A 16,985-nucleotide genomic window follows, 5' to 3' on the forward strand; every position below is an offset into this window, starting at 1 on the left:
CTCCTTTTCTTGCTTGCTTATTCTCATCTTTAGTTTACATTCATATAATGATTTTAGGTAATAAAATGCCTAACCACAGCAGTAGTCTATGAAAAATTTATTTTCGCAACATTTTAATATTGCGAAAACTGCTTGAATGTTTTAGACTAATAGATAGAGAGTTTCTATTTTTTTTACCTGTAAAATGAATGAGTGTTCATTCAAGACGAAAAGGGAGGCTTCGCTAACGTGGCATATCAAATTAAGAAAGCAGCAGTATTAGGTTCAGGCGTAATGGGATCCAGTATTGCAGCCCATCTCGCGAATATCGGGATTCCTGTCCTTCTGTTGGATATCGTTCCAAACAAGCTGACAGAGCAGGAAGAAGCAAAAGGTCTAACATTGAATGACAAATCGGTGCGTAATAAATTCGCAACGACTGCTTTGGAGAAGCTGTTAAAACAAAAGCCGGCTCCGCTTTCAACAAAGAAGAACCTTTCGCTAATTGAAGCAGGCAACTTTGAAGATGACTTGGAAAAATTAAAAGAAGTTGACTGGATTATCGAAGTGGTTGTCGAAAATCTTGAAATCAAAAAAAGTTTGTATGAAAAAATAGATGCGGTCCGTAAACAAGGCACGATCATAACGTCGAACACTTCCGGAATCAGCATCGAGGCAATGGCGGAAGGCCGTTCCGAAGATTTCCAAAAGCATTTCCTTGGTACGCACTTCTTCAATCCACCGCGTTACCTGAAATTGCTTGAAGTGATTCCGACGAAAAAGACGGATGCAGATGTGCTGAACTTCATGCTTCAATTCGGTGAGAATCGTTTAGGCAAAGGGGTTGTTGTGGCGAAAGACACACCGAACTTCATCGCCAACCGTATCGGAACTTACGGCTTACTTGTAACCCTTCGTGAAATGGAGAAGCGAGGCTACTCAATCGGCGAAGTCGACTCGGTAACAGGCACTCTGATTGGCCGACCGAAGTCCGCTACATTCCGTACATTGGATGTTGTCGGCCTCGACACGTTCATGCATGTTGCAAAGAATGCATACGACAAGACGGAAGGCGAAGAGCAGAAAGTATTTGAAATTCCGGAATTCATGAAGAAGATGATTGATAACGGCTGGTTGGGAGCCAAAACGAAGCAAGGATTCTACCTGAAGGAAGGCAAGGAAATTCTTGAACTCGACCCGGAGACATTCGAATACAGCCCGGCGAAAAAATTGAAAACGCCTTCAATTGAAATGGCGAAACAGCAAAAGGGACTTGCAAATAAAGTGAAGACGCTTGTCTACGCAAAAGACCGTACAGGAGAAATCCTTTGGAGCATCCTTTCACCGACGCTCCGCTATTCTGCAAATCTGATCGGTGAAATCGCAGATGATATCGTCGCAATCGACAATGCCATGAAATGGGGATTCGGCTGGCAGCAAGGACCGTTTGAGGTTTGGGATGCAATCGGTCTTGTGAAATCGGTTGAAAAGATGAAGGAAGAAGGCGCAACGATTCCGGCATTCATCCAGAACATGTTAGACAACGGTGTTGAGTCCTTCTATAAGGAAGAGGATGGCGATCTTTATTTCTATGATGGCGGAGGCTACAAGTTAGTCCCTGTCAGTGAAAAAGTGATTGACTTGAAACGTTATAAGAAAAAGCATGGCGTTATCAAAAAGAACACGGGTGCCAGCCTGATCGATCTTGGCGATGGGATTGCATTGCTTGAGTTCCATTCACAATCGAATGCAATCGGCCCTGATATCATCCAGATGATCAATTTTGCAATTGACGAAGTGGAAAAGAATTACAAAGGCCTTGTCATCGGGAACCAAGGGAAGAACTTCTGTGTTGGTGCGAACCTTGGCATGATTTTAATGGAAGCCCAAGACGACAACATTTTTGAACTTGACTTCATCATCCGTACATTCCAAGACGCAATGATGAAAATCAAATATAGCCGTAAACCGGTTGTCGCTGCACCGTTCCAAATGACACTTGGCGGTGGTGCGGAAGTATGCTTGCCGGCAGCTCATATTCAAGCATCGATGGAGACATATATCGGATTGGTTGAAGTAGGTGTAGGCTTGATCCCTGGTGGAGCTGGAAACGTCAATCTTTATTCCAAACATTTGAAAGGTCTACCGAACGGTGTACAAATCGACTATCAGTATGTAGCAAACAAAGTGTTTGAAACAATCGCGATGGCAAAAGTAGCGACATCCGCAGAAGAGGCAAGGGAAAACAACTTCCTCGATTTTGCAGATGGCATCAGTGTGAATCCGGATCATCAAATCTATGACGCGAAACAAGCGGCACTTGCATTATATGAGGGCGGATACACACCACCCAAAAAAGAGAAGATCCCGGTCACGGGTGATTCTGGCTATGCAACGATGCTCCTTGGTGCGGATGGCATGTACCTTTCGGGCTACATCAGTGATCATGATTTGAAAATAGCGAAAAAGCTTGCATATGTTTTATCCGGCGGAAAAGTGCCATATGGAACACTTGTCGATGAACAATATATGTTGGATCTCGAACGTGAAGCGTTCCTCAGCCTAATACAGGAACCGAAATCCCAACAACGGATGCAGCATATGCTTCTTAAAGGGAAACCGTTGCGCAACTGATTTGCCGTAGATTTAGGTAGTTAGCAAAAAGGAGGAAGTCGAACATGCGTGAAGCAGTAATTGTAGCAGGTGCAAGAACACCAGTCGGAAAAGCGGGACGCGGCTCACTTGCAACCGTACGCCCGGATGATTTGGGTGCAATCGCGATAAAAGAAACATTGAAACGTGCGAATGGATACGATGGACCGATAGATGATTTGATTATGGGTTGTGCAATGCCTGAAGCTGAGCAGGGCATGAACGTGGCGCGTAATATCGGCGCTCTTGCTGGATTGCCTGACACAACCCCCGCAATAACAGTAAACCGATTCTGCTCATCAGGTCTTCAATCGATCGCCTATGCGGCAGAGCGGATCATGTTGGGGCATTCCGAAGCAATCATTGCAGGTGGAGTCGAGTCCATGAGTATGGTCCCGATGATGGGGAACACGATCAGACCGAACTTCAAATTAGCTGAAACAGCACCTCAATACTATATGGGAATGGGGCACACAGCTGAGCAAGTCGCGACGAAATACGGTGTAAGCCGTGAGGACCAGGACGCATTCGCTGTCCGTTCACATGAAAGAGCGGCGGCAGCAATCGCGGCAGGCAAGTTCGTCGATGAAATCGTACCTGTGGAAGTCGTAAAACGATTTGTAAACGGCAAAGGAAAATACGAAGAAAAAACAGTCATGTTCGAGATGGACGAAGGCGTCCGCCACGGCACATCGATGGAAGTATTGGCGAAATTACGTCCGGCATTCTCGGTCAAAGGTTCAGTAACAGCTGGGAATGCATCCCAAACATCCGACGGTGCAGCCGCAGTCCTTGTAATGGATCGTGAAATCGCTGAAGGGAAAGGCCTAAAGCCAATCGCGAAATTCCGTTCATTCGCGGTAGGCGGCGTACCACCAGAAGTAATGGGAATCGGCCCAATCGAAGCCGTTCCAAAAGCATTAAAGCTTGCCGGACTATCCATCGAAGACATCGACCTTTGGGAGTTAAATGAAGCATTTGCATCCCAATCCCTACAAGTCATCCGCCACTTGGGCTTAGACATGGATAAAGTAAACGTCAACGGCGGAGCCATCGCACTCGGCCACCCATTAGGCGCAACAGGCTCTGTATTGACACTTCGTCTAATGAACGAACTAAAACGCCAAGGCAAACAATTCGGCGTCGTCACAATGTGCATCGGCGGCGGAATGGGCGCAGCCGGCGTATTTGAAATTCTATAAGAAATCAAGGAGGAAAATAAAATGACTGAAACAAAAACAAAGGATTTAATCCGCGGAGGAGCCTTCCTCATCGAAGACATTGACACATCACGCGTCTTCACACCCGAAGACTTCTCCGACGAACAAAAAATGATCGCTAAAACAACTGAGGACTACGTTAAAAACGAAGTACTCCCAGTCGTTGAAAACCTGGAAAACCACGAATTCGAACACTCTGTCAGATTACTAAAATCCGCAGGAGACCTCGGTCTCTTAGGCGCGGACGTACCTGAAGAATACGATGGCTTAGGCCTCGACAAAATCTCTTCGGCTCTCATTTCTGAAAAAATGTCCGTAGCTGGCGGTTTCTCCATCACTCACGGTGCACACGTTGGAATCGGTACATTGCCGATCGTCCTATTCGGTAACGAAGAACAAAAGAAAAAATACTTACCGAACTCCGTTACTGGCGACAAAATCTCAGCTTACGCACTAACAGAGCCAGGTTCCGGTTCAGACGCACTTGGTGCAAAAACAACAGCGAAGTTGAACGAAGCAGGAACTCACTACGTATTGAACGGAGAAAAACAATGGATCACAAACGCTGGATTCGCGGATGTATTCGTTGTTTACGCAAAAGTCGATGGCGATAAATTCTCAGCATTCATCGTCGAAAGAGAATTCCCTGGCGTTTCCGTAGGAGCAGAAGAGAAGAAGATGGGTATCAAATCATCATCCACTCGTACATTGATCCTTGAAGATGCGCAAGTTCCTGTTGAGAACCTGTTAGGTGAGATAGGCAGAGGACATATTATCGCATTCAACATCTTGAATATCGGCCGGTACAAATTAGGAGTAGGTACAGTGGGAGGCGCAAAGAGAGTTTTCGAATTGGCGGCTACGTATACGAACCAACGTCAACAGTTCAAAACACCGATTTCTTCATTTAACCTAACAAAAGAAAAGCTTTCGACGATGGCTTCGAAAATCTATGCAGCTGAAAGCTTGATCTACCGTACTGTAGGCTATTTCGAGGAGCGCAACAGCCAAATGACGCCGGAAGAGCAAAAAGACGGTAAAGCAGTTGCAGCTTCAATTGCTGAATACGCAATCGAATGCTCCATCAACAAAGTTGTCGGTTCTGAAGTACTTGACTACGTCGTTGACGAAGCTGTCCAATTGCACGGTGGATATGGCTTCATGGCAGAATACGAAGTAGAGCGCGCCTACCGCGACTCCCGTATTAACCGTATCTTCGAAGGAACGAATGAGATTAACCGCATGCTCGTTCCGGGAACTTTCTTGAAAAAAGCACTGAAAGGCGAATTGCCATTGCTTGAAAAAGCACAAGGCCTCCAAGAAGAGCTATTAATGATGATGCCTGAAGAAATTGGCGATGAAGCGCTTGCGCAAGAAAAAGTTCTTGTGAAAAACGCGAAGAAGATCGGCTTGCTTGTAGCTGGATTGGCAGCACAACGTTTCGGCACAAGTCTTGATAAAGAGCAGGAAGTTCTTGTGAATATCGCTGACATCGCAAACAATGTATTTGCAATGGAATCCGCTCTATTACGTACGGAAAAAGCGATTGCGAAAAATGGCGAAGAGAAGGAACAACAAAAGATCCTTTATACTGAAATCTTCTGCCAAGAGGCATTCGAAGCAATCGAAAAGGATGCGAAGGAAACACTGTTAGCTTCTGTCGATGGAGACAACCAACGTATGATGCTTTCCGCGCTTCGTAAATTGACTCGTTCGAATCCATATAACATCATCGCGAAAAAACGCGAAGCATCTGTCAAATTAATCGAGGCTGAAAAATATATTGTATGATTTCCGCCACCTAAGAGAATTTAATCTTAGGTGGTTTCTCTGTTATACTGGAGTAAATGGAGGTGTTGCGATATGACTTTAACCTATTACGGTTATCCGAAATGCGGGACTTGCAGAAAAGCGAAAAAATGGTTGGAAAACAATGGATTGGAATTCAAGGATATCGATATTGTAGAGGCTCCCCCTACGAAAGATGAGCTTCGAAGCATGATTGGAAATTCCGACCTTGACATTAAGAAGTTTTTTAACGTCAGTGGGATGAAATACAGAGAGTTGAATTTGAAGGACAAACTTCCTGACATGACAGAAGAGGAAAAGATCGAGCTACTTTCTACAGACGGAATGCTCATTAAAAGACCAATTGTAACGGACGGTTCCATAGTGACTGTCGGCTTTAAAGAAGACCAGTTTGAAGACGTATGGAATGTTAAATAACTTTCTTGTTTTTATCATAGAAATATGTGAGAATTGAATAGAAATTAATAATTGTATACTTATGGAGGGGTACGGGATGAGCACACCTAAAGATTTGCGTTATTCTAAGGAACATGAATGGGTAAAAGATGAAAGCGGTAATTATCGTATCGGTATTACACATTTTGCACAAGCTGAGCTTGGCGACATCGTTTTTGTTGAACTGCCACAAGTTGGCGATGAAGTGAAAGCGGACGAGCCATTCGGCAGCGTTGAATCTGTAAAAACTGTATCTGAGCTATATGCACCAATTAGCGGTAAAGTACTTGAAGTGAACGAAGAATTAGAAGACAGCCCTGAATTGGTGAACGAATCTCCATACGAAGGCGCTTGGATGATCGTAGTAGAAGCTTCTAACGAGTCGGAACTTGACGCACTTATGTCAGCTGAAGACTACGACAAAATGACTACTGGAGAATAAATTCTTTAAAAGCGCTGGCTCACCCAGCGCTTTTTTCAATAAGATAAATAACACGAACGTGGATAAACTACCATTTAAGGTGGTGTAAAGATGGACTTACGAAAAGTTTTAATTGTTGAAGGGGGATCTGATCGCAAAAGGGTTAAAAGGGTTCTCTTGGAACCGGTAGAAATCATTTGTACAAATGGTACAGTCAGCCCTTACCGAATTGAGGAAATGCTCTTGCCTTACGAAGACTGCGATCTTTACGTCTTTTTTGACGCCGATGAATCCGGGGAAAAAATTCGGGCGTTATTCAAAAGAGCGTATCCCGAAGCCATCCATCTTTATACAGAACGTGTATATAGACAAGTCGAAACGACCCCTTATCGCGTGCTTGCATCAATCCTTCTTGCCGAAAACTTTGAAGTTCATCCCGAATTCTTACTCTGAAGGTGAAGAAAATGCCAACAATCGAAAATTGGACACGAGATCAATGGGAAAAAAGTAAAGAAGACTTTCCAAAATCTGTGTTTTATCTATATACGCCGATGTGCGGTACATGTATGGTTGCATCGAAGATGGTTGAGGTCATATCGGCGATGAAGCCGGACTTGCCGATTGGCAAAGGAGACTTGAATTATATTGAGGAACTTGCTGTCGATTACGAAATAGAAAGTGTACCCTGCTTATTAATTCAAGAGAACGGTGAACTGGTTCACAAGATCTATGCATTTCAATCCATCCCCTATCTTCTTGAAAAGATAGGTTGACATCAGTTTATGAGCATGATATAAATGTATTTATTACTTTAATTGAATATCGTCGCTCTTATTAAGAGAGGTGGAGGGAAAGTGCCCTATGAAGCCCGGCAACCGTCACGTAAGTGAAATGGTGCCAAATCACGCAAAGCGTTTGCTTTGAGAGATGAGAGATCGGATAGACGTTTTTTTAATATGACGTTATGCCTTTCTGCTTGTCTGCAGAAAGGCTTTTATTTTTGGCGATGATTATACAGAGGTGAGAAAAAATGATCCAACTGAAAGATGTAAATAAAAAATTCGGAATTGGCCCGAAGACTATAGTCGCTGTCGATAAAGTGAATTTGGAGATTGAGGAAGGTGAAATATTCGGCATCATCGGGTATAGCGGAGCGGGAAAAAGTACGTTAATCAGACTTTTGAACGGTCTCGAAAAGCCTTCCTCAGGAACGGTGAAGATTGCAGGTTATGAGATGTCCTCCGTCAGTGCAAAGGAATTGAGGGAGGCAAGGAAGAAAATTAGCATGATCTTCCAGCACTTCAATTTACTTTGGTCTCGCACTGTCAAGCAGAATATTTCTTTTCCACTCGAAATCGCGGGCATTAAAAAAGCTGAACGTGAAAAAAGAGTGAATGAGTTAATCGAATTGGTCGGTTTAAAGGGGAGAGAGGATGCTTATCCTTCGGAATTATCCGGTGGGCAGAAGCAACGAGTCGGTATTGCCCGCGCTTTGGCAAATGATCCTGAAGTACTTCTATGTGACGAAGCGACTTCTGCACTTGACCCAGAAACGACTGATTCCATCCTTGATTTATTGACAAGTATTAATGAACGGCTTGGATTGACAATTGTATTGATCACTCACGAAATGCATGTCATCCGGAAAATCTGCCATCGTGTCGCTGTCATGGAGGCTGGGAATGTCGTTGAAACCGGATCAGTCCTTGAAGTCTTCCAATCACCAAAAGAGGCAATAACAAAACGGTTTGTTTCACAAGTAACCGAACCTGCCGGAACCGAACAGGTCCTTGCGCATATACCGGGAGGCACGCTCATCAAACTTGCATTTGTCGGAGAGAAGACAGAGCATCCTGTGTTGGCAAGCTTGATTCGAAAATTCGACATTGACGTGAATATCGTCCAAGGGAATATATCCCATACAAAAGCCGGCGCCTATGGCACGCTTATTTTACAGCTATTAGGTAATGAAAAGGATGTTGATATGGCGATTGCCTATCTCCACGAATTAGGTGTTCAGACAGAGGTGATCGACAATGAATGAAAAATTATTTCAACATGTTAACTGGGATAAAATGTGGGAGGCAACCGTTGAAACATTATATATGACAGGAATCTCCACTTTTTATACTTTCATATTCGGGCTCTTACTTGGTGTACTTCTTTTCTTATCCAGCCCCGGACAACTTTGGAAAAATAAATTGGTGTATGGCGTCACGGGAGCGTTCGTCAATATTTTCCGATCGATTCCTTTCATTATTTTAATCATACTAATTATCCCATTCACAACATTGCTCGTTGGTTCTATGCGCGGTCCGGAAGCGGCCATCCCGGCACTTGTCATTGGGGCTGCCCCGTTTTATGCGCGGATGGTTATGATTGGCTTACGTGAAATTGATAGGGGCGTTATCGAAGCCGCAAAATCGATGGGTGCAAAAACAAGCACGATCATCTTCAAAGTATTACTGCCAGAATCGATGCCTGCCCTCCTATCCGGAATTACGGTAACTGCGATTGCGCTTGTCGGATATACGGCGATGGCTGGAGTGATCGGCGCAGGTGGGCTCGGAAACTTAGCGTATTATGAAGGGTTCCAGCGAAGCCGCACTGATGTGATGATTGTTGCAACGGTTATTATCCTGATTATTGTATTTATCATCCAATTTATCGGCGACGTAGCCGTGAAGAAAATGGATAAACGTTAATTTGCAGGACCTCCTGTTAATTATAAAAACATCTAAGAATGGAGAGAAGAGAAATGAAAAAGGTTTTATCTGCAATCCTATTGACTGTTCTCGTGCTTGCTTTGGCAGCTTGCGGAACGAAAGATAAAGAAAATGGTGCGAGCGGAAACAAGAAAGAGGAGCAGACGAAAATCGTCGTTGGCGCTTCCAATACACCACATGCAGTTATTTTGGAAAAAGTGAAGCCATTGTTAAAAGAGAAGGGCTTTGACTTGGAAATCGAAACATACCAGGACTATATTTTGCCGAACAAGGACTTGAAATCAGGTCTATTGGACGCAAACTATTTCCAGACCATCCCTTACTTGGAAAGTCAAATTGCTGATTTCGGCTACGACTTTGTCAACGCGGGAGAAATCCATATCGAACCGATGGGTGTCTATTCGAAGAAATATAAATCATTGAGTGAATTGCCGGACGGCGCGACTGTCCTAATGAGCAACTCGGTTTCGGATCACGGTCGTGTGCTTGAAATGCTTGAAAAAGAAGGATTGATCACACTTGCAAAGGGTGTTGAAAAAGTTGATGCTGAACTTGAGGACATCGTGGACAACCCTAAGAATCTAAAGTTTGAACCGAATTATGAAGCGGCTCTAATGCCGACACTTTATAAAAATGACGAAGGCGATATTCTTCTCATCAATTCCAACTATGCAATCGATGCTGGAATAAATCCATTGGAAGATTCAATTGCTCTTGAAAAGACTGATTCACCATATGTTAACGTCATCGCAGTCCGTTCAGGTGATGAAAACAATGCTGCAATCAAAGCATTAGTAGAAGTATTGAAGTCAAAAGAAATCCAAGAGTTCATGTTGAAAGAATGGGGTGGCTCTGTCGTACCTGTAAAATAAATGACAAAGACTGGCAAATCCATTGGTTTCAGAAAGGATTGATGCCAGTCTTTTTTTATTTTTTTAAATAAAAAGCATTCCTATTCCTTCACAATTATGTTAGAGTAGTTCTATTAATTTAGAACACAATTGTATTTTTGGGGAGGACATTGTATGAAGAAAAAGATAGGACTCATATGGCGAATCTTAATAGCCATAGGGCTTGCAATCGGTTTGGGTCTGTTGCTTCCAGCAGTACACGAAGGATTTGCTCATTGGTTTGTCCAATTAGGATCGACGTTTAACATGATTTTTGGAGGATTTCTTAACTTTGTTGTTCCGTTGATTATTATTGCATTTATTGCACCAGGTATCGCGAAACTTGGCAGTGGTTCAGGAAAGTTATTAGGATTAGCGACAGTGTTCGCATATGCTTCCACAATCTTTGCAGGTATCTTAGCGTTTTTTACTGCCACTACACTTCTGCCGAATTTCATTGGCGGGATTGGGGCGAAATCTGTAGATAATGTTGGAAAAGTGGCAGAATCGTTTTTTGAACTTGAAATGACTCCGATTATGGGTGTCATGTCTGCGCTATTGCTTGCATTCGTGCTTGGAATTGGAATGGCTTCCATCAACAGCAAATCAATGCTCTCATTCTTCGATGAGCTAAATGTATTAATAGAAAAAGTAATTTCTTTCGTTATCATTCCTTTATTGCCGATTCATATTTTCGGTATTTTCCTGAATATGACATACAGTGGAGAAGTCGCAAGGGTTCTTTCCGTATTCTCAGTTGTCTTCATTATGATCATCATCTTGCACTTGCTCATGCTCTCCATTCAATATACAGTGGCGGGGACACTTTCAAAGCGTAATCCCTTTATGTTGATGAAAACAATGGCCCCGGCATATATGACGGCTATCGGAACACAATCTTCCGCAGCTACAATTCCGGTTACGTTGAGGCAGGCGAAGAAGACAGGTGCATCTGAGCGTGTAACGGATTTCACGATTCCCTTATTCGCAACAATCCATTTGTCGGGAAGTACGATCACATTAGTATCTTGTTCGATTGGTGTCATGCTCATGAATGGGATGGACATCAGCTTCTCTAACTATTTACCATTCATTCTGATGCTTGGAGTCACGATGATTGCAGCACCTGGAGTTCCAGGAGGGGCCGTCATGGCAGCGGTTGGACTTCTTGGCACGATGCTTGGGTTCAATGAGTCGATGGTAGCTTTAATGATTGCGTTATATATGGCGCAAGATAGTTTCGGAACAGCTGCAAACGTCACTGGTGACGGGGCATTGGCAATGATCGTTGATCGATTCACTCCGAAAAAGGATAAATGACAAATGAAATGCCGTCACCTGATGTGGCGGCATTTTAATATTAAACAAATGGGTTGTATTCGATTCTCAATAAGTTGGATATAATTGAAAATAGAAGATTCATTTTCTATTTGAAGTAAGTGTGGAGATGGTAGTATAAACCCTTATTTAAATGATAATCGTTCTTAATGATTTGCAAGGTAGTCCCGAATGAGCTAAGATTAGAATGATACTAATTAGAGAATGGAATAACCGTTCATCTTGATCATATTGGAGGTATTGGAATGGCAACTTTGGAAATCAAAGACCTTCACGTAGAAATTGAAGGTAAGGAAATATTGAAAGGCGTCAATTTAACTATCAATACAGGTGAAATTCACGCAATTATGGGACCTAACGGAACAGGTAAATCAACTCTGGCATCCGCAATCATGGGTCACCCTAAATACGAAGTCACTTCCGGAACTGTTTTACTTGATGGTGAAGATGTTCTTGAAATGGAAGTTGATGAGCGTGCGAAGGCGGGCCTTTTCCTTGCGATGCAATACCCAAGTGAAATCACAGGTGTAACAAATGCCGACTTCATGCGTTCAGCAATCAATGCACGCCGTGAAGAGGGCGACGAAATCTCATTAATGAAATTCATCCGTGAATTGGACAGCAAAATGGATGTCCTTGAAATGGATCAAGATATGGCAACACGTTATTTGAACGAAGGTTTCTCAGGCGGAGAGAAGAAGCGTAATGAGATCCTTCAATTGATGATGTTGAAACCGAAATTTGCAGTTCTTGATGAAATCGACTCCGGTCTTGATATCGATGCATTGAAAGTCGTTTCAAAAGGTATCAATGAAATGCGCGGCGAAGGCTTCGGTTGCCTGATCATCACTCACTACCAACGTCTTCTTGACTACATTACACCTGACTTCGTACACGTAATGATGCAAGGTCGAGTTGTTAAGTCAGGCGGAGCAGAGCTTGCTAAGCAACTTGAAGAAAGCGGTTATGACTGGATCAAAGAAGAGCTTGGAATCGAAGACGAAACAGTTGGACAAGAAGTTTAAGAAAGGGGACGATTCAAAATGACGGTTGAAACAAAAATGGCATTGACCGAACAGGACGTCCGCTCTTTTTCCGCAAACATGAATGAAGCCGATTGGATGGCAGAATTCCGCACTGATGCGTTAGCGAAAGTGGAACAGCTTCCTATGCCAACACCAGATAAAACGAAAATTGACAAGTGGAACTTCACCGAGTTTCCTGCACATGCTGTGGAAAGCTCAACTTTCTCTTCACTCGCAGACCTGCCTGCTGAAGCGAAGGAGATTGTCGGTGATGACCAAGAGAATATTTACGTACAACATAATAATACGCCTGCATTCCTTTCTCTATCCGATGATTTGAAAGCGAAGGGTGTTATCCTTACAGACATTTTCACAGCAACTCGCGACCATGCTGATCTTATGAAGAAATACTTCATGCAAGATGGCGTTAAGGTTGATGAACATAAACTTACTGCCCTTCATGCGGCATTGATAAACGGCGGTGTATTCGTATACGTACCGAAAAATGTAGTTGTCGAAGAGCCACTGCAAGTTCTCTTCTTGCATGATGATGCTCAGGCATCACTTTTCAACCACGTCATTGTCGTTGCAGAATCAAACAGTTCTGTAACATATGTGGAAAACTACCTGTCTACAGTTGACGAAGCTGCTGGACAAGCTAATATTATCGCAGAAGTGTTTGCAGAAGATAATGCAAAAGTCATCTATGGTGCAGTGGATGTCCTTGCGAAAGGCTTTACAACTTACGTAAACCGCCGAGGCGTCACAGGAGCTAACAGCCGCATCGAATGGGCATTGGGTTTGATGAATGATGGTGATACAATTTCAGAAAACATCACTCATCTTGTCGGAAACGGTTCCTCAAGCGACTTGAAGACGGTCGTTGTAGGACGTGGCAACCAAAGGCAGAACTTCACCTCTGAAATCGTCCACTGGGGACTTGATACGGATGCATTCATTCTTAAACATGGTGTCATGAAGGAGTCCGCTTCTTCAATCTTCAACGGCATCGGAAGAATTGCGAAAGGCGCAACGAGAGCGAACGCTGTCCAAGAGTCACGCATCTTGATGTTAAGTGAAAAGGCTCGTGGAGACGCGAACCCAATTCTATTAATTGACGAAGATGATGTTACGGCAGGACACGCGGCATCGGTTGGCCGAGTAGATCCTCTTCAATTGTTCTACCTGATGAGCCGAGGAATTTCACAGCAAGAAGCTGAACGCCTCGTCATCCATGGTTTCCTAGCACCTGTAGTAAGCAAATTGCCAATCGAAGGTGTCAAGAAGCAATTGACGGAGGTCATTGAAAGGAAAGTGCGCTAATGCTCAGCAAAGAGATCCGCAAACATTTCCCGATACTTGACCAGGAAATCAACGGGCACCCGCTCGTTTATTTAGATAGCGCTGCGACTTCTCAGAAGCCGCAGCAAGTTATTGACGCTCTCAATGACTATTATAAATTCGACAACGCAAACGTCCACCGCGGCGTTCATACATTAGGCAACCGGGCGACTGATCATTATGAAGGGGCACGTGAAAAGGTCCGTAAATTCATAAATGCGAAGTCAACCCAAGAAATCATTTTCATGCGAGGCACAACAACTGCTCTCAATACGGTTGCCCAAAGCTATGGACGTGCTAATGTCGGTGAGGGCGATGAAATTGTCATCACTCATATGGAACACCATTCCAATATCATTCCTTGGCAACAATTGGCTAAGGAAAAAGGCGCTGTTTTGAAATACGTCGATCTTGAAGATGATGGGACTATTTTGCTTGATAAAGTGCGTGAGGCGGTCACTGATCGCACGAAAATCGTTTCGATCATGTATGTATCCAATGTGCTTGGCACAATGAATCCGATAAAAGAAATTACGGAAATTGCGCATGCACATGGAGCTGTCATGGTCGTCGATGGAGCACAAGCAGCACCTCACTTGAAGCTTGACGTCCAAGACTTGGATTGCGATTTCCTCGCGTTTTCAGGTCATAAAATGTGCGGTCCTACTGGAATCGGTGTCCTATACGGTAAAAAAGAGTTATTGAATAACATGGAGCCTGTTGAATTCGGTGGAGAAATGATCGACTTCGTCGGCCTTTACGAATCTACATGGAAAGAGCTTCCATGGAAATTCGAAGGAGGTACTCCGATTATAGCTGGTGCTATCGGACTTGGAGCCGCCATCGACTTTTTAGAAGAGATCGGATTGGATCAGATTGAACGACATGAACATCAACTTGCAGCAATTGCAATGGAAAAAATGTCAGCAATCGAAGGACTTACAATTTACGGTCCAAAAGATCCCGGAGCGCGCGCCGGGATTGTAACGTTCAATCTTGGCAACGTCCATCCTCATGATGTGGCAACTGTCCTTGATATGAATGGAATTGCGGTTCGCGCCGGACATCATTGTGCACAGCCATTGATGAAAAGACTTGAATGTTCAGCAACGGCACGTGCAAGCTTCTATGTTTATAACACGGAAGAAGATGTAGACCGTCTCGTAGAAGGACTCCGCATTGCAAAGGAGTATTTTGAGTAATGTCGACAAATAATTTAGATCAGCTATACCGCTCAGTCATCATGGATCATTATAAAAACCCGCGCAACAAGGGTGTTTTGGAAGAAAATAATGTCACAATCGACATGAACAATCCAACTTGCGGAGACGTCATTCATTTGACGTTGAAAGTGGAAGATGGCATTGTCCGCGATGCGAAGTTCGAAGGAGAAGGCTGCTCAATCTCCATGGCTTCCGCATCGATGATGACACAAATCATCAAAAACAAAGACATCGAAACAGCTACAAAGTATGCCCACATATTTTCGGACATGATGTTAGGCAAGGAAGTCGACGACTCCGTCGACCTTGGCGACATCGAAGCACTCTCAGGAGTAGCCAAATTCCCGGCACGCATCAAATGCGCAACCCTCGCTTGGAAAGCGATGGAAAAAGGAGTAGGCGAAGATTCCAAGGAATAGACCCGGATAAAGCACTGTCAGTTGAAAGGAAGTTTGCAACTGACAAATGAAGAACGGAGGAATAATGATGGCTAAAAAAATGCCTGAAATTGGCGATTACAAATATGGTTTTTCTGACAAAGACGTATCTGTTTTCCGTTCGGAACGTGGACTAACACGTGAAATCGTTGAAGAAATCTCTAATATGAAAGGAGAACCACAATGGATGCTAGACTACCGTCTAAAATCCCTTGAAATCTTCTACAGCAAACCAATGCCACAATGGGGCGGAGATTTGAACTCATTAAACTTCGACGAAATTACGTATTATGTAAAACCTTCCGAAGCAACAGAACGTTCTTGGGATGAAGTACCTGAAGAAATCAAACGTACATTTGACAAATTAGGTATCCCTGAAGCAGAACAAAAGTATCTTGCAGGGGTTTCAGCACAGTACGAATCAGAAGTAGTTTATCACAACATGAAGCAAGAACTTGAAGACATGGGTATTGTCTTCAAGGACACAGATTCTGCTTTACGTGAAAACGAAGAGCTGTTCAAAAAATACTGGGGCACTGTTATTCCGAACACGGATAATAAATTCTCTGCCTTGAACTCAGCTGTATGGTCCGGTGGATCTTTCATCTACGTACCACCTGGTATTAAAGTGGATACACCGCTACAAGCCTATTTCCGAATCAACTCGGAAAACATGGGGCAATTCGAGCGTACATTGATCGTCGTAGACGAAGGCGCAAGCGTCCACTACGTAGAAGGATGTACTGCACCAGTTTATACAACGAACTCACTTCATAGTGCGGTTGTTGAAATCATCATCAAAAAAGATGCTTACTGCCGTTACACAACGATTCAAAACTGGGCAAACAACGTTTATAACCTTGTTACGAAGCGTGCGGTATGTGAAGCGAATGCTACAATGGAATGGATTGACGGTAACATCGGCTCGAAATTGACGATGAAATATCCGGCTTGTATCCTTAAAGGCGAAGGTGCACGTGGAATGACATTATCCATCGCACTTGCTGGTAAAGGCCAACACCAAGATGCTGGTGCGAAAATGATGCACTTAGCCCCGAATACTTCATCAACAATTGTTTCGAAGTCAATCTCTCAACACGGCGGTAAAGTAACATATCGTGGTGTCGTCCACTTCGGTCGCCGGGCGGATGGCGCACGTGCGAATATTGAATGTGACACGCTAATCATGGATAAATTGTCGACATCTGACACAATTCCATACAACGAAATCTTTAACGATAACATTTCACTTGAGCACGAAGCGAAAGTTTCCAAAGTATCAGAAGAGCAGCTCTTCTACTTGATGAGCCGCGGAATTCCTGAGCTTGAAGCAACTGAAATGATCGTCATGGGCTTCATCGAGCCATTCACAAAAGAATTGCCGATGGAGTACGCAGTAGAGATGAACCGTCTTATCAAGTTCGAGATGGAAGGTTCTATCGGATAAGTACCTTTAAACACTGATACAACAACGTTTATTGGCGATAAA

Annotated in this window: 16 protein-coding genes and 1 riboswitch; all 16 genes read left to right on the forward strand. The window is 43.6% G+C overall.

Annotated elements, in window-relative coordinates:
• Positions 1-228: 228 nt before the first annotated feature.
• The 16 genes from P5G49_RS15230 to sufB all read left to right on the forward strand — a co-directional run bounded on the left by P5G49_RS15230 (position 229) and on the right by sufB (position 16,943).
• A complete protein-coding gene (locus tag P5G49_RS15230; RefSeq protein WP_301245160.1) occupies positions 229-2,613 on the forward strand; it encodes a 3-hydroxyacyl-CoA dehydrogenase/enoyl-CoA hydratase family protein in 2,385 nt (794 codons plus the stop codon).
• A gap of 44 nt (positions 2,614-2,657) precedes the next feature.
• On the forward strand, positions 2,658-3,833 hold the full coding sequence (locus P5G49_RS15235) for an acetyl-CoA C-acetyltransferase (protein ID WP_301245162.1): 1,176 nt from the start codon (positions 2,658-2,660) through the stop codon (positions 3,831-3,833).
• Between the two features lie 21 nt (positions 3,834-3,854).
• On the forward strand, positions 3,855-5,642 hold the full coding sequence (locus tag P5G49_RS15240) for an acyl-CoA dehydrogenase family protein (protein ID WP_301245164.1): 1,788 nt from the start codon (positions 3,855-3,857) through the stop codon (positions 5,640-5,642).
• Between the two features lie 72 nt (positions 5,643-5,714).
• Entirely contained in the window at positions 5,715-6,077 is a 363-nt protein-coding gene (locus tag P5G49_RS15245) for an arsenate reductase family protein (RefSeq protein ID WP_301245166.1), read from the forward strand.
• A gap of 76 nt (positions 6,078-6,153) precedes the next feature.
• On the forward strand, positions 6,154-6,537 hold the full coding sequence (gcvH, locus tag P5G49_RS15250; protein WP_301245168.1) for a glycine cleavage system protein GcvH: 384 nt from the start codon (positions 6,154-6,156) through the stop codon (positions 6,535-6,537).
• Positions 6,538-6,627: 90 nt separating this feature from the next.
• Complete coding sequence (locus P5G49_RS15255) at positions 6,628-6,969, forward strand: toprim domain-containing protein (RefSeq protein ID WP_301245170.1); 342 nt, start codon at positions 6,628-6,630, stop codon at positions 6,967-6,969.
• Positions 6,970-6,989: 20 nt separating this feature from the next.
• Positions 6,990-7,289: a thioredoxin family protein gene (locus tag P5G49_RS15260; protein WP_301245190.1), complete on the forward strand. Its 300-nt coding sequence runs from the start codon at positions 6,990-6,992 to the stop codon at positions 7,287-7,289.
• Positions 7,290-7,344: 55 nt separating this feature from the next.
• Positions 7,345-7,450: riboswitch (SAM riboswitch) on the forward strand.
• Positions 7,451-7,546: 96 nt separating this feature from the next.
• Positions 7,547-8,560 carry a methionine ABC transporter ATP-binding protein gene (locus P5G49_RS15265; protein ID WP_301245172.1) on the forward strand — a complete coding sequence of 338 codons (1,014 nt, stop codon included), beginning with the start codon at positions 7,547-7,549 and terminating at the stop codon, positions 8,558-8,560.
• Positions 8,553-9,221 carry a methionine ABC transporter permease gene (locus P5G49_RS15270; protein ID WP_301245174.1) on the forward strand — a complete coding sequence of 223 codons (669 nt, stop codon included), beginning with the start codon at positions 8,553-8,555 and terminating at the stop codon, positions 9,219-9,221. Before P5G49_RS15265 ends, P5G49_RS15270 begins: the two co-directional genes overlap by 8 nt.
• Positions 9,222-9,274: 53 nt before the next feature.
• Complete coding sequence (locus tag P5G49_RS15275; protein ID WP_301245176.1) at positions 9,275-10,114, forward strand: MetQ/NlpA family ABC transporter substrate-binding protein; 840 nt, start codon at positions 9,275-9,277, stop codon at positions 10,112-10,114.
• 153 nt (positions 10,115-10,267) lie between these two features.
• Positions 10,268-11,452: a dicarboxylate/amino acid:cation symporter gene (locus P5G49_RS15280; protein WP_301245177.1), complete on the forward strand. Its 1,185-nt coding sequence runs from the start codon at positions 10,268-10,270 to the stop codon at positions 11,450-11,452.
• 263 nt (positions 11,453-11,715) lie between these two features.
• On the forward strand, positions 11,716-12,495 hold the full coding sequence (gene sufC / locus P5G49_RS15285; protein ID WP_301245178.1) for a Fe-S cluster assembly ATPase SufC: 780 nt from the start codon (positions 11,716-11,718) through the stop codon (positions 12,493-12,495).
• Positions 12,496-12,513: 18 nt separating this feature from the next.
• Positions 12,514-13,818 carry a Fe-S cluster assembly protein SufD gene (sufD, locus tag P5G49_RS15290; protein ID WP_301245180.1) on the forward strand — a complete coding sequence of 435 codons (1,305 nt, stop codon included), beginning with the start codon at positions 12,514-12,516 and terminating at the stop codon, positions 13,816-13,818.
• The gene (locus P5G49_RS15295) at positions 13,818-15,038 is read left to right on the forward strand and encodes a cysteine desulfurase (RefSeq protein ID WP_301245182.1); all 1,221 of its coding nucleotides are present in this window, start codon (positions 13,818-13,820) and stop codon (positions 15,036-15,038) included. The genes sufD and P5G49_RS15295 overlap by 1 nt, the downstream gene beginning before the upstream one ends.
• A complete protein-coding gene (sufU, locus tag P5G49_RS15300; protein ID WP_301245184.1) occupies positions 15,038-15,478 on the forward strand; it encodes a Fe-S cluster assembly sulfur transfer protein SufU in 441 nt (146 codons plus the stop codon). The genes P5G49_RS15295 and sufU overlap by 1 nt, the downstream gene beginning before the upstream one ends.
• Positions 15,479-15,545: 67 nt before the next feature.
• Positions 15,546-16,943 (forward strand): Fe-S cluster assembly protein SufB, encoded by a 1,398-nt coding sequence (sufB, locus tag P5G49_RS15305; protein ID WP_301245185.1) that lies wholly within the window; start codon positions 15,546-15,548, stop codon positions 16,941-16,943.
• Positions 16,944-16,985: the final 42 nt, after the last annotated feature.

The sequence above is a fragment of the Sporosarcina highlanderae genome (assembly GCF_030433715.1).
GTDB classification, from domain to species: Bacteria; Bacillota; Bacilli; order Bacillales_A; family Planococcaceae; genus Sporosarcina; species Sporosarcina highlanderae.